Annotated in this window: 11 protein-coding genes; all 11 read left to right on the top strand. The window is 42.4% G+C overall.

What is annotated here, in order from left to right; genetic code table 11:
* Positions 1-22 precede the first annotated feature (22 nt).
* Positions 23-880: a 3-hydroxyacyl-CoA dehydrogenase family protein gene (locus ACW0TQ_RS11310; RefSeq protein WP_256705224.1), complete on the top strand. Its 858-nt coding sequence runs from the start codon at positions 23-25 to the stop codon at positions 878-880.
* A 438-nt stretch (positions 881-1,318) separates the two neighbouring features.
* On the top strand, positions 1,319-2,461 hold the full coding sequence (locus tag ACW0TQ_RS11305) for an acyl-CoA dehydrogenase (protein ID WP_256705223.1): 1,143 nt from the start codon (positions 1,319-1,321) through the stop codon (positions 2,459-2,461).
* 2 nt (positions 2,462-2,463) lie between these two features.
* Complete coding sequence (locus ACW0TQ_RS11300) at positions 2,464-3,603, top strand: acyl-CoA dehydrogenase (RefSeq protein WP_193064713.1); 1,140 nt, start codon at positions 2,464-2,466, stop codon at positions 3,601-3,603.
* A gap of 32 nt (positions 3,604-3,635) precedes the next feature.
* Positions 3,636-4,241, top strand: coding sequence for a TetR/AcrR family transcriptional regulator (locus ACW0TQ_RS11295; protein ID WP_042529447.1), 606 nt, complete (start codon positions 3,636-3,638; stop codon positions 4,239-4,241).
* Positions 4,242-4,300: 59 nt separating this feature from the next.
* Positions 4,301-7,531 carry a fused isobutyryl-CoA mutase/GTPase IcmF gene (icmF, locus tag ACW0TQ_RS11290; protein WP_455725670.1) on the top strand — a complete coding sequence of 1,077 codons (3,231 nt, stop codon included), beginning with the start codon at positions 4,301-4,303 and terminating at the stop codon, positions 7,529-7,531.
* 675 nt (positions 7,532-8,206) lie between these two features.
* Complete coding sequence (rpoE, locus tag ACW0TQ_RS11285) at positions 8,207-8,707, top strand: DNA-directed RNA polymerase subunit delta (RefSeq protein WP_042529451.1); 501 nt, start codon at positions 8,207-8,209, stop codon at positions 8,705-8,707.
* A 441-nt stretch (positions 8,708-9,148) separates the two neighbouring features.
* Complete coding sequence (pyrG, locus tag ACW0TQ_RS11280; protein WP_042529456.1) at positions 9,149-10,753, top strand: CTP synthase; 1,605 nt, start codon at positions 9,149-9,151, stop codon at positions 10,751-10,753.
* A 566-nt stretch (positions 10,754-11,319) separates the two neighbouring features.
* The gene (locus ACW0TQ_RS11275; protein WP_042529458.1) at positions 11,320-11,685 is read left to right on the top strand and encodes a response regulator; all 366 of its coding nucleotides are present in this window, start codon (positions 11,320-11,322) and stop codon (positions 11,683-11,685) included.
* 102 nt (positions 11,686-11,787) lie between these two features.
* A complete protein-coding gene (gene fba / locus ACW0TQ_RS11270) occupies positions 11,788-12,642 on the top strand; it encodes a class II fructose-1,6-bisphosphate aldolase (RefSeq protein WP_042529460.1) in 855 nt (284 codons plus the stop codon).
* Between the two features lie 131 nt (positions 12,643-12,773).
* A complete protein-coding gene (gene fsa / locus ACW0TQ_RS11265) occupies positions 12,774-13,415 on the top strand; it encodes a fructose-6-phosphate aldolase (protein ID WP_042529462.1) in 642 nt (213 codons plus the stop codon).
* A 112-nt stretch (positions 13,416-13,527) separates the two neighbouring features.
* A complete protein-coding gene (gene murA / locus ACW0TQ_RS11260; protein ID WP_042529464.1) occupies positions 13,528-14,814 on the top strand; it encodes a UDP-N-acetylglucosamine 1-carboxyvinyltransferase in 1,287 nt (428 codons plus the stop codon).
* Positions 14,815-14,839 lie beyond the last annotated feature (25 nt).

Here is a 14,839-nt window from a genome sequence, read left to right as displayed (position 1 = left end):
CCTTGAAAAGGAGCGTATAATCATGACTGTAAAAGAAGTAATGGTAATCGGAGCAGGGCAAATGGGTGCAGGCATCGCACTCGTTTTTGCCCGTTCCGGCTATGAGGTGAAGCTGTATGATGCGGATATTGAGGCATTGAAAAGAGGAAAGCAGTATATTGAAAAGATATTTGAGAAGGATGTTGCAAAAGGAAAAATGGAAGCGGATACAAAGGGGCGGGCATTGAATCGCCTGCAGCTTGTTGTTGACCTGGAAGCAGATCCAATCACAGCAGATTTTATTATTGAAGCAGTGGTAGAGAAGCTGGAAGTAAAAAAAGATGTATTCCACAGGCTGGATGAACTTGCGCCCGCACATAGCCTTTTTGCAACTAATACCTCCTCCTTGCCGATTACAGAAATTGCAGCTGTTACTGGCAGGGCAGAACAATTTATCGGCATGCATTTTATGAACCCTGTTCCTGTTATGAAGCTGGTTGAAATTATTCGGGGCTTAGAAACGAGTGATGTGACGTATCAAACAGTACAGCAATTGACGGAAGCATTAGGCAAGCAGGATGTGGAAGTGAAAGATTTTCCAGGGTTTGCTTCCAACCGTATCTTGATGCCAATGATTAACGAAGCCGTCTATACCGTCTTTGAAGGGGTTGCCAGTATAGAAGATGTGGACCAGGTGATGAAGCTGGGGATGAATCATCCGATGGGCCCGCTGCAATTGGCAGATTTCATTGGCTTGGACACCTGCTTATCGATTATGGAAATTCTTCATGAAGGCTTTGGAGACAGTAAATATCGTCCGTGTCCGCTCCTGAGACAGTATGTGCAGGCGGGAAGACTTGGAAAGAAGGCGGGTAAAGGGTTCTACTCATATACTGATTAAGAGAAGGACTTCAAAAATTCCCCAAATGATAAGCGGCGAATCTTTGCGTTAACGTGTTTTTCCGATGGGACTGGGACTGCGATTACTCGCACCACCAAAACTATTAATCATGTATTTGAAAATACGAAGGAAATTCCGTTCCATGTTCTAGGATTGCTCCTACTCATGTTGTTTGGTTAATGAATTTTCTTAAATATTATATAGATAGTAATAAAACTATCTAGCGGAGGAAAAACACGGAGACTCCTATGGGAAAGCGTAGTGTGAAGACCCCGCAGAAAAAAAGCGAACTTCTTTTTTTTGAGGAGGCTGAGCGCAAGCCCATGGAAAGCGTAGTGTTTTTCCGCAGCGGTCGCACTAACCTAGCAGCATTTTGCTTGTTCCATCGTGAATCGTGGGAATCTTTTTGAAAATGTATTGAAAGTGAAAGGGGTGTGCATGTTGATTATCACACAAACAGAAGAACAAAAAATGTTAGTGAAAATGGTTCAGGACTTTGCCCGCGATGAAATTGCAAACGAAGTCGAGCGGATGGAAGAACAAGACCGGTTTCCTGAAGAAATTATCAAGAAGATGGGGGAGCTCGGCTTAATGGGAATTCCTATCCCGGAGAAGTTCGGAGGAGCGGGCATGGATTTCAGCTCCTATATCCGGGTAATCCATGAATTATCGAAGGTTAGTGCAACCGTCGGTGTTATTTTATCGGTACACACGTCTGTCGGCACCAATCCAATTCTTTATTTCGGAACAGAGGAGCAGAAACAAAAATATATTCCGAAGCTTGCTTCTGGCGAATATTTAGGCGCGTTTGCTCTGACAGAAGCGAATTCAGGATCAGATGCAAGCGGGTTAAAGACAACTGCTAAGCTGGTAGATGATACGTATGTATTGAACGGCTCCAAAGTATTTATTACTAATGGAGAATATGCAGATACCTTTATTACGTTTGCCAGAACAGGTGAATCGAAAGATGACATCAGTGCTTTTATTGTGGAAAAGGATAGTCCCGGTCTGTCGATTGGGAAAAATGAAAAGAAGATGGGCTTAAAGGGTTCAAGCACGGTGGAATTAACCTTTGAGCAATGCCGTATCCCGCAGGAAAACCTGCTTGGCATGGAAGGGGAAGGCTTTAAAATTGCGATGGCTAACTTGAACATCGGAAGGATCGGGATTGCGGCACAGGGACTTGGTATTGCCGAAGCAGCTTTAGATTATTCTGTTGCTTATGCGAAGGAAAGAGAACAATTTGGCAAGCCGATTGCAGCCAATCAGGGAATAGCTTTTAAGCTGGCTGAGATGGCAACCAATGTAGAAGCGGCGAAACTATTAACCTATCAGGCAGCCAAACGGATTGAAATGAATCAATCCTGTATCAAGGAAACATCGATGGCAAAGCTGACAGCAACGAAAACGGCTATGCAAAATGCCATTGAAGCGGTCCAAATCTACGGGGGATACGGCTATACAAAGGAATATCCGGTAGAAAGGTTATTTCGTGATGCCAAAGTAACGGAAATCTATGAAGGAACAAATGAAATACAGCATATTGTGATATCCAAAGAGCTTTTGAAGGGGAGATAGGAATGGATTTTCAATTAACGGAAGAACAGGAAATGCTTCGGAAAATGGTTCGGGATTTTGCTGAAAATGAAGTAGAGCCGACAGCTGCAGAAAGAGATGAAGAAGAGCGGTTTGACAGAGCAATTTTTGATCAGATGGCAGCACTGGGATTAACAGGTATCCCTTGGCCGGAAGAATACGGCGGAATCGGCGCTGATTATCTGAGCTATTGTATAGCGGTAGAGGAATTATCACGTGTCTGTGCTTCGACTGGAGTTACCCTTTCTGCCCACGTATCCCTGGCAAGCTGGCCAATCTATAAATATGGAAATGAAGCGCAGAAGCAGCATTTCCTCCAGCGTCTTGCAACGGGAGAAGCGTTGGGAGCTTATGCTTTGTCTGAGCCGGGGGCGGGCAGTGACGTTGTCTCCATGAAAACAACAGCCAAAAAGGATGGCGGCGATTATATACTGAATGGCAGCAAAGTATGGATTACCAATGGCGGGGTTGCTGATATTTATATCGTTTTTGCAAAAACAGATGCGGATCAAAAACATAAAGGCATCACGGCATTTATTGTTGAAAAAGGAACAGAAGGATTTACCTTTGGCAAGAAGGAAAAGAAGCTGGGCATTCGTTCTTCGCCTACGACAGAGTTAATCTTTGAAAATTGCAGGATTCCAGCTGAAAATGTGCTGGGTGAAGAAGGAGAAGGCTTTAAAATCGCCATGACGACCTTAGATGGAGGCAGAAATGGGATTGCTGCACAAGCTTTAGGAATTGCACAGGGCGCACTGGATGCAGCTGCAGCATATGCGAAGGAAAGAGAACAATTCGGCAAACCAATCGCAGCAAACCAGGGTATCTCTTTTAAACTGGCGGATATGGCAACGGAGATTGAAGCAGCCCGTCTGTTGACCTATCAGGCAGCATGGCTGGAATCAGCAGGGAAGCCATATGGAAAGGCATCCGCAATGTCCAAATTATTTGCAGGAGATGCAGCAATGCGCATTACCGTCGAAGCAGTGCAAATTTTCGGCGGCTATGGATATACAAAAGACTATCCGGTAGAACGCTACATGCGTGATGCGAAGATAACGCAAATTTATGAGGGGACGAATGAAATTCAGCGGCTTGTTATTGGGCGGATGGTAACAAAATAAAGCACAATCTCTTTTAAAAGGAGGCTGAAAAAATGAGTGAAGATCAAATCCGCTCTTCTGTAAAAGATCAGGAGCTTGTGATGCGGCGCCGGAAGCAGATTATTGAAGGCGCCATGCGGCTGTTTCAGGAGAAAGGCTTTCACCGTACAACGACCAGAGAAATTGCGAAAGAATCCGGGTTCAGCATTGGCACATTATATGAGTATATCAGAACAAAAGAGGATGTGCTTTTTCTCGTCTGTGAATTCGTGCATGACCGGGTTCGCGATCAGCTGACAGAAACGATTTCTGTAGAAAATCCGACAATGGAAAGTCTGCGTCAGGCGATTCGGCAGTATCTTTACTTTATGGACACGATTCAGCCTGAAATTTTAATGCTCTATCAGGAAACAAAATCATTAAATAAAGAAAAACGTCAATTTGTCTTGGGGCAGGAGCAGAAGGTTGTCGGAATGATGGAGGAATTGTTGAATGTTTGTTTAAAAGAAAAGCGGAGTGCGAAAGAAATTCATTTTCTGGCTAATCATATTGTCGTCAGCGGGCATATGTGGTGTTTCCGCCGCTGGCTCATTCAAAAGGAATTTACCCTCGATGAGTATGTCGAGCTGCAGATGAAGCAAGTGGATTGCTGGCTGTAACTATAGGGAGGATTAGGGATTTTACTATGTTAAGAGCTGACTAAAAGAGGGGGATAAGCATGACAGAAGAACGTTATTCGCCAAAGCATCCTATTCGTTTTGTAACGGCATCGAGCCTGTTTGACGGGCATGATGCTTCCATTAATATTATGCGGCGCATTTTGCAGGCGAGCGGTGCCGAGGTTATTCATCTTGGACATAACCGTTCCGTAGAAGAAGTCGTCTACGCAGCAATCCAGGAGGACGCGCAGGGGATTGCTATCTCATCGTATCAGGGCGGGCATGTGGAATATTTTAAATATATGATTGACCTGTTGAAAGAACTGGATGCGGCTCATATTCAAGTGTTAGGCGGCGGCGGAGGGACGATTCTCCCCCGTGAAATCAAAGAGCTTCATGATTATGGCGTAGCTCAGGTTTTTTCTCCCGAGGATGGGAGAAAGTATGGTCTGCAGGGGATGATTGACCGGATGCTGGAAAAATGTGATTTTCTTCCGCCGATTGATATTGAAAAAGATATGGAGCGGTTAAAAGAAGGAGATCGCTTAGCAATCGGTAAATTCATTACCTTGATGGAGAATGGGGAGGAAGAAACGAAAAAGCAGGTATTAAAAAAACTTTCAGAGCAGCAAAAACAGAAAATCCCTGTTCTCGGAATTACAGGAACAGGCGGAGCAGGGAAAAGCTCGCTGACAGATGAACTTATCCGCCGTTTTTTAAATGAAATTCCAGAGCGGAAAATAGCTATCTTATCTATCGATCCATCCAAACGAAAAACAGGTGGAGCATTGCTTGGTGACCGTATCCGTATGAACGCGATTTTTTCAGAGCGGGTGTATATGCGCTCGCTGGCGACCAGAAATTCTGGAACAGAGCTTTCCGATTCCATTCAGGATGCGATAAATGTCGTGCGCGCATCAGACTATGACCTGATTATTGTCGAAACGAGCGGGATTGGGCAGGGTGATGCTGCGGTAACAGATATTACGGATTTATCCATGTATGTGATGACAGCGGAGTTTGGGGCGCCGACGCAATTAGAAAAAATAGATATGATCGATTATGCCGATTTTATTGTGATTAATAAATTTGAACAAAAGGGGTCAGAGGATGCGCTGAATCAAGTCCGGAAACAATACGAACGCAGCCATATGCTGTTTCATGAGGATAAAAGCCGATTTCCTGTTTTCGGCACAATAGCAAGCCAGTTTAATGATGAAGGAACGAATGCTTTGTTTGGGTCTTTGATTGACCGGATAAAAGCCGATTATCAGTGGGAAGCAGAGGTCTCCTTTCCGCGTCATGTTATCTCCGAAAAGCAAAATCAAATCATTACGAATGAGCGCAGGCATTATTTACGGGAGATTGCTTCCTATGTCCGGAATTATGATAAGCGCGCCGGGAAGCAGCAGAAAATTGCTTCTAAACTTTATCGATTAACCGGAGCTAAGGAAGATGCGGAGGAAGCTATTGCGGCTTCATTGGATCAAATCATTACAAGCTATGAACAGCAATTAGACGGAAACTCCAGACAATTGCTGGAAAATTGGGAGACATTAAAAGAAAGCTATCTTGGGGATACCTTTACGTTTAAAGTAAGAGATAAAGAGATTACGATGGATTTAACAACAGAGTCTCTCTCGGGATTAAAGATTCCGAAAGTAGTGCTGCCGAAATACCAGGATTGGGGAGACCGCCTTTATTGGTTAATGCGGGAAAATGTTCCCGGAGCCTTTCCTTATACAGCAGGCGTATTTCCATTTAAACGAAAGGGAGAAGATCCGACCAGACAATTTGCCGGTGAGGGGACACCGGAACGGACCAACCGCCGCTTCCATTATCTGTCTAAAGGGGAGGAAGCAAAACGACTTTCTACAGCATTTGATTCAGTTACTTTATATGGAGAAGACCCTGCAGAACGTCCGGATATTTACGGAAAGGTTGGCAACAGCGGCGTAAACATTTGTACATTAGAGGATATGAAAAAGCTCTATAGCGGTTTCGATTTAACAGACCCCTTAACATCTGTCTCGATGACAATCAATGGTCCGGCGCCTATTATTTTAGCGATGTATTTTAATACGGCCATTGACCAGCAGGTGGATAAGTTTACCGAGGAGCAGGGACGGCCGCCAACCAGTGAGGAATTTGGTCAAATTAAGACAGATACTGTTTCTGTCATCAGAGGGACCGTGCAGGCAGATATTTTAAAAGAGGACCAAGGGCAGAATACCTGTATTTTTTCAACTGAATTTGCCCTGCGGATGATGGGGGATATTCAAGCATATTTTATAGAGAATAAGGTACGTAATTATTATTCTGTTTCCATATCTGGTTATCATATTGCAGAAGCCGGCGCGAATCCGATTACCCAGCTGGCGTTCACGTTAGCAAATGGATTTACGTATGTAGAATATTATCTAAGCCGCGGAATGGATATTAATAAATTTGCACCGAATCTCTCTTTCTTCTTCTCGAATGGGCTAGATCCGGAATATACCGTGATAGGCCGGGTAGCGAGAAGAATCTGGGCAATTACCATGAAGGAAAAATACAGTGCCAATGAACGCAGCCAAAAGCTGAAGTATCATGTGCAGACTTCAGGGCGGTCCCTGCATGCGCAGGAGATTGATTTTAATGATATCCGCACCACATTGCAAGCATTATTAGCTATTCAGGATAATACGAATTCCCTGCATACCAATGCTTATGATGAAGCAATCACGACCCCGACAGAAGAATCTGTCCGCCGGGCGATGGCGATTCAGATGATTATTAATAAAGAATTTGGGCTGGCGAAAAATGAGAATTCCTTACAGGGATCCTTTATTGTTGAAGAATTAACCGACCTTGTGCAGGAAGCGGTTCTGCAGGAATTTGAACAGATGAATGACCGCGGTGGTGTCCTGGGGGCGATGGAACGCCAATATCAGCGCGGGAAAATTCAGGAGGAATCGCTTTATTATGAGGGAAAGAAGCATTCGGGAGCATTGCCGATCGTAGGGGTGAATACGTATTTAAATCCCAACCCGCCTTCAGAGGAAGACATTGATTCCATGGAGCTTGCCCGGGCAACCGAAGAGGAAAAAATGCATCAAATTAATGAACTGCGTCGTTTTCAATCAGAGCATAAAGATCATGTAGAAGAAGCTCTAAAACGATTAAAACAGACAGCAGTAACAGACGGAAACATCTTCCAAGAACTGCTGCACACTGTCCGCCACGCAAGCCTTGGAGAAATCACCAGAGCACTCTATGAAGTCGGCGGGCAATACAGACGGAACATGTAATATCCAGAAACCCGTCTCGGCATTTGTAATACCAGCTCGTGCTCCTTTAGAAGCAGAAGAAATGGTATGTTTAAATCCAGCGTAGATCTGAACAACTTTCACTGGATAATTGCAATCAAATGTGTTTATAATGTAAAATAGATTTATTGTGAAGAATTGGGGATGTTCATCCAAATCATTGGTTGATATAAGTGAATAATTATGTTGGCGATACTAGCTAGCGACGGTTTTGATGGGGCGAGTAACCGCAATGGTTTTCGGTGGGACGAGTAATCGCAGTCCCAGTCCCAGAGGAAAAATACGGAGACTCCTGGTCGGCTAAGAACGGTCACGTCCTGTGACCAACGACCGACACTAGGACGTCCTGTCCGTCGTGGGAAAGCGCGGAGGGAAGACTCCGCAGAAAAAAAGCGTACTTCTTTTTTTCTACCCGCAGGGCATAAGTGCGACTATGCTTCTGTCTGCGCCTGACGGCTTGCCAATCAGCAAGTCTTCTTTAAAGGAGATGAGCTCGGGGCCCACGGAAAGCGTAGTGTTTTTCCGTAGCGGTCACTATGAGTCATGATAACATCTATTTATAAACCATAGATTTTGGTGTCGATCTCAAAATAGCATATATAATAATCATTGATAGCATAGATGGGTATGATTATTTTCTAAAAGGAGTGCATGAGCGTGAGTTTGAAAGAATTAACACAAGAGCAAATTGACGATTTATCCATGATTGAATTAGGTTCCCTCATTCTAAAAGAAAAAAATAAAGCAATCCCTTTTCAAGATTTATTTTCTCAAATAGCAGAGTTAAAAAACTTATCCGAAGAACAGAAAGAAAATTTGATTGCACAATTCTATACAGACATGAATGTTGACGGACGTTACTTAACATTAGGTTCCGGTGTATGGGGACTAAAAAGCTGGTATTCGGTCGAACAGGGAGAAGAAGAAATTACGGAAGAACCGAAAAAGCGTAAGAAAAAGAAGAAAGCTGCAGTGGAAGACACAGAAGATATCCATGATGATTTAGACATAACTGATGAAGACATCGATGATATGCTGGATGATTTCGATGATGACGTAGAAGATGCGGATCTGGAAGAAATTGAAGATGAAGTAGACGACGTTATCGGCAAGGACGATCTCGATGAATTAGATTACGATAATGAAGACGATCGTTAATCATTAATGTACAAAGTTGATAAGCTGGGGCAAGTTGATCATCATTCGACTTGCTCCAGCTTTTTGTAATAAAGCGGGAACGTGACAGGAAAAAAACATGTTTTTTTCAGTGCTTGACATTTACATAGACTAACAGTAGAATCTTTATTGGGCTCTTTGAATATAATTACAAAGCGTTTCCCCTGAGAGATGAGAGGGGAAACGCTTTTCTTGTTAGATAGAGAAATAAATTGAAATAGTTTTGTGTGATAGCTTTTACCATCTATGTAAATGCTACGGACAGGACAATCATTCCAAAGAACGGCCAATTTTATCACGGAGAAGCCTCCGTAAACCTTCCGCCTCAAAATAAATGTATTCGGGCGAGAGATAACGGGCGCTAACTCCCTGAATCACTTAATCAATGCATAACATAAAATAAAGAAAGAAGGATGAGAACAAGTGACAAAGTATATTTTTGTAACTGGCGGCGTAGTATCATCGCTTGGAAAAGGGATTACAGCAGCTTCATTAGGACGTTTATTAAAAAACCGCGGATTAAAAGTAACGATTCAAAAATTTGATCCGTACATCAACGTAGACCCTGGGACAATGAGTCCTTATCAGCATGGGGAAGTATTCGTGACCGAAGATGGCGCTGAAACAGATTTAGACCTTGGACATTATGAACGCTTTATCGATATCAACTTAAATAAATACAGCAATATTACAACAGGGAAAGTATATTCCAGTGTCATCCGCAAAGAGCGTCACGGCGATTACCTTGGCGGAACAGTACAGGTTATTCCGCATATTACCAATGAAATCAAAGACCAGGTATTCCGTGCAGGTGAAGCTACTGGCGCAGATGTTGTTATTACAGAAATCGGCGGAACTGTCGGCGATATTGAGTCACTGCCATTCTTAGAAGCTATCCGTCAAATTAAAAGTGATGTTGGCCGGAATAGTGTGATGTACATCCACTGTACGCTTGTTCCTTACATTAAAGCTGCAGGCGAAGTAAAAACGAAGCCGACACAGCATAGTGTAAAAGAGCTCCGTTCTCTTGGAATCCAGCCAGATGTGATTGTATTACGTACCGAAATGGCAATTACTAAGGAAATGAAAGAAAAGATTGCTTTATTCTGTGACATTAATGAAAAATCGGTTATTGAAATGATGGATGCAGATACGCTGTATCAAGTTCCTATTGCTTTACAGGAGCAAAATATGGATCAGATTGTTTGCAACCATTTTGGGTTAGATTGCCAAGATGCAGACATGGACGACTGGAAGGAACTTATTAATAAGGTTCGTAACCTTTCTAAAAAAGTCGAGATTGGGCTGGTCGGGAAATATGTAGAACTTCCTGACGCTTATCTTTCTGTTGTCGAATCCTTAAAGCATGCCGGGTATGATTTTGATGCGAATGTCAATATACATTGGATCAACTCTGAATTATTATCAGAAGCAGAGATTGAAACAGCATTATCGAAAGTAGACGGGGTTATCGTTCCTGGCGGATTCGGTGACCGTGGTATCGATGGAAAAATCCATGCGATTCGTTACGCGCGTGAAAACAAAATCCCGTTCTTTGGAATTTGCTTAGGCATGCAGCTGGCTACTGTGGAGTTTGCCAGAAACGTAGCAGGCTTAGAAGGCGCACATTCTGCAGAAATTAATCCGGGAACGCCATACCCGATTATTGACCTGCTTCCAGAGCAAAAGGATATTGAAGACTTAGGCGGTACATTGCGTCTTGGATTATATCCATGCCATTTAACAGAAGGCACGAAAACAAAAGAAGCGTATGACGGTGCAGAAGTAGTGGAAGAAAGACATCGTCATCGTTATGAATTTAATAATGTGTATCGGGAGCAAATGGCAGAAAAAGGGCTTGTTTTCTCTGGGACTAGCCCGGATGGACGCCTTGTAGAGACAATTGAAATTCAGGATCATCCTTGGTTTATTGCTTGCCAATTCCATCCGGAGTTCACTTCTCGCCCTACCAGATCGCAAGGATTGTTCAAAGGATTTATCGGTGCGGCTGTGGAAAATAAAAAATAAATGATAAAAGCAAAAAGGAGATATTCATCTATCACAGATGAGTATCTTTTTTTGTATTCACGCTGGGTTAAACAGCAAGTATAAGTACTTTAATCGCTTATCAAAATAAAATATAGGAACAATTTCCTCGACATCTATGCTAAAGTATGGTTAAAGTATTTTCCGTGGGCAGAAATACATCACAGAAGCAATTGCATCTATACTATCCCATAGTGCCGGAGAAAAAACGGCTGATTCACCATTGTGTTATGTAAATCTTATCCCCTGTTTTTTGGAAGAATAAGGTTTATTGAAAAAAAGCGAAAGGAGCTGAATCTCATCGAGACAATGGCTGCTTTGGCTGGCAAAAGGCCGGGAGGAACGATGAGCGGTGGTGTATAATTTTCGCTTGTGAATACACATCTAAATGAATGGTGGAAACTGCCATCAGGTCTGCAGTTTTAGCCGTAAAATGATTCTTGTTAAAATAGGGGGTAAAAAACAAATCCATATAAATAAGCAGGAATTTAAATAAATATATCGAATTTTAAATTTAAAACAAAAATTAAATATATCGGAGGGTAAGTATGACACAATCAATCCTCATTGTTGATGACCAAATAGGAATTCGCATGTTGCTTCAAGAAGTTTTTCAAACAGCCGGTTATCGTACTTCACTTGCAAAGAACGGAAAAGAAGCGGTTGAACATTTATCAGAGTCCCCTTGCGATTTGGTAGTTCTGGATTATCATATCCCTGTTTACAACGGAAAGGCTGTCATGCAAAAAATAAAGCAGATGAGGGTAGAAGCAAAAACTATCATCATTACTGGATTGCCGGAAGTTGCAAAACAGGAACTGGGGGAAAACTTACCTGAGGAAATTATTTCGAAGCCATTCAATGTTGCAAAACTATGTCATGTTGTGGAAGAAATTTTGAAGAAAAACGAATGAATCACTGCTACTTTGTTGCGATAAAGTCTTGAAATTGGTATTCTTATATTGTAATGAATGTTGTCAGAAATTCATGCGGACAATTTGAAGGAGGAACTTGGTATGCCTTTAGTATCAATGAAAGAAATGCTCGAAAAAGGAAAAGAAAATGGATATGCAGTAGGTCAGTTTAATATTAACAACCTGGAATATATCCAAGGTATTCTCCAAGCAGCTCAAGAAGAAAAGTCACCAGTAATTCTTGGTGTTTCTGAGGGTGCTGGAAAATATATGGGCGGCTACAATGTCGTAGTTGCTATGGTAAAATCTTTAATGGATTCATATGGTACAACCGTGCCTGTTGCCATTCATTTAGATCACGGGTCCAGCTTTAAAAGCTGTGCAGAAGCAATCCATGCAGGATTTACTTCTGTCATGATAGACGGATCGCACTCACCGATCGAAGAAAATATCGAAGTAACAAAGAAAGTGGTTGAACTTGCTCATATCCATGGTGTATCTGTTGAGGCAGAGGTTGGTACTGTAGGTGGAGAAGAAGATGGTGTTATCGGCGGAATCAACTATGCAGATAAAGAAGAATGTCTGCGTCTTGTGACAGAAGCAGGAGTAGATTGCCTGGCGCCAGCACTAGGTTCCGTTCATGGTCCATACCAAGGAGAGCCTAACTTAGGATTCACAGAAATGAAAGAAATCCTGGAGTTAGTTAATGTGCCATTAGTACTTCACGGCGGTACAGGAATTCCTACAAAAGATATTCAAAAAGCAATTTCATTAGGAACTGCTAAAATCAATGTGAATACAGAGAATCAAATTTCCCAGACGAAAGCAATTCGTGAAACATTAGCACAAAAGCCGGATTTATATGATCCGCGTAAATATTTAGGACCAGGTACTGCAGCGATTAAAGAAACCGTAATCGGTAAAATGCGTGAATTTGGTTCTTCTAATAATGCATAATTGATTTCATTAAAAATATGTGTTAAAAAGAGCAGATAAGAAACTTTTTAATCACATCAATAAAAATATATCAGGCAAAAGCTGTACCGATGGTGCAGCTTTTGCTGCAAAATCTCAGGGAGGTAATCTAAATGAAATTTTTCATTGATACAGCTAATATTGAAGATATCAAAGAAGCGAATAAGCTTGGGATACTGGCTGGTGTTACAACCAACCCAAGCCTTGTAGCAAAAGAAGGGGTTTCTTTTCATGACCGCTTGCGTGAAATCACAGAAGAAGTTTCTGGATCAGTCAGTGCAGAAGTAATTGCTGAGGACGCAGAAGGCATGATAGAAGAAGGGAAAGAGCTGGCAGCCATCGCACCAAATATTACGGTAAAAGTACCGATGACCCTTGAAGGTTTGAAAGCGGTTAAGGTGTTCAGCGATTTAAATATCAAAACCAACGTGACATTGATTTTTAATGCGAATCAGGCATTGCTTGCAGCACGTGCTGGAGCAACCTATGTATCTCCTTTCCTGGGAAGATTAGATGATATTGGACAGGATGGAATGGAATTGATAGCTAATGTTGCAGCTATTTTTGACCGTCATCAGATTCAGACTGAAATCATTGCTGCATCTATCCGTCATCCAATTCATGTTACAGATGCTGCATTAAACGGAGCGCATATTGCAACCATTCCATTCAACGTTCTGTCGTCCTTAGTCAAGCATCCATTAACGGATCAGGGAATTGAGAAATTCTTAGCAGACTGGAATAATCAAAAATAATTGCATAGAGTTGGAAAAAAGACAGACAATAAGAAAAGGGTAAAGATGATATGCATCTGAATAAACAAAAACAACTTGTGGATCATAACTTCCATAGGAACGAGGTTTTTACATGCAAAAGTTATTAATTGAGGGTGGGCATGAATTATCTGGAGAAGTTCATATCAGCGGTGCAAAAAATAGTGCAGTAGCTTTATTGCCTGCAGCTATTCTTGCAGATTCTACAGTAACGATTGAAGGATTGCCGGATATTTCGGATGTAGATACGTTAGGTCAGCTGTTAGAAGAAATTGGCGGGACAGTATCCCGGGATGGTCAGGACATGACGATCCATCCAGAGAAAATGATTGCCATGCCATTGCCGAACGGAAGAGTCAAAAAATTACGTGCATCCTATTATTTCATGGGTGCCATGCTTGGAAAATTTAATAAAGCAGTTATTGGTTTGCCTGGAGGCTGCTACCTGGGGCCGCGCCCAATAGACCAGCATATTAAAGGATTTGAAGCATTAGGTGCTGAGGTGACAAATGAGCAGGGTGCGATTTATTTACGTGCCAAAGAGCTGCGCGGTGCACGCATTTATTTGGATGTCGTCAGTGTTGGGGCTACCATTAATATTATGCTGGCCGCGGTAAAGGCAAAAGGACAAACAATCATTGAAAATGCTGCAAAAGAACCCGAGATTATTGATGTTGCGACGCTATTAACCAATATGGGTGCCAAAATCAAAGGTGTTGGAACAGATGTGATTCGTATCGACGGGGTTCCTTCCTTACATGGTTGTACGCATACCATTATTCCTGACCGTATTGAAGCGGGTACGTATGCTATTGCAGCCGCTGCAATGGGGAAAGAAGTGATTATTGACAATGTTATTCCGCAGCATATGGAATCATTGATTGCAAAACTGCGGGAAATGAATGTAAATATTGAATCACACAATGACCAATTATATGTTGCCAGAACAAAATCATTAAGCAGTGTGGATATCAAGACATTGGTTTATCCTGGCTTTCCGACTGACCTGCAGCAGCCGCTTACAACACTATTAACACAAGCGGGGTATTCTGGTGTGATTATCGATACCATTTATTCTGCACGATTAAAGCATATTGATGAGCTCCGCCGGATGAATGCGGAAATAAAAGTGGAGGGCGGATCCGTGATTGTTTCTGGTCCGACTCAATTAGAAGGTGCAAAGGTAAAAGCCAGCGACCTTCGTGCCGGAGCAGCTCTGGTAATTGCCGGACTTCTTGCAAATGGCGTAACGGAGATTACCGGTTTGGATCATATTGACCGCGGCTATGAGAATTTGACGGACAAGCTTTCTTCTCTCGGAGCAACCATTTGGCGGGAAGAAATGACTGAATCAGAAATTTACCAAGATCAGAATACGTAAAAGAGACGGTTAAAAAGCGGAATAA

This window comes from Oceanobacillus sp. M60 (genome assembly GCF_053839645.1).
The sequence above is the reverse complement of the archived record's forward strand: the minus strand, read 5'-3'. Positions and strand labels throughout refer to the sequence as shown.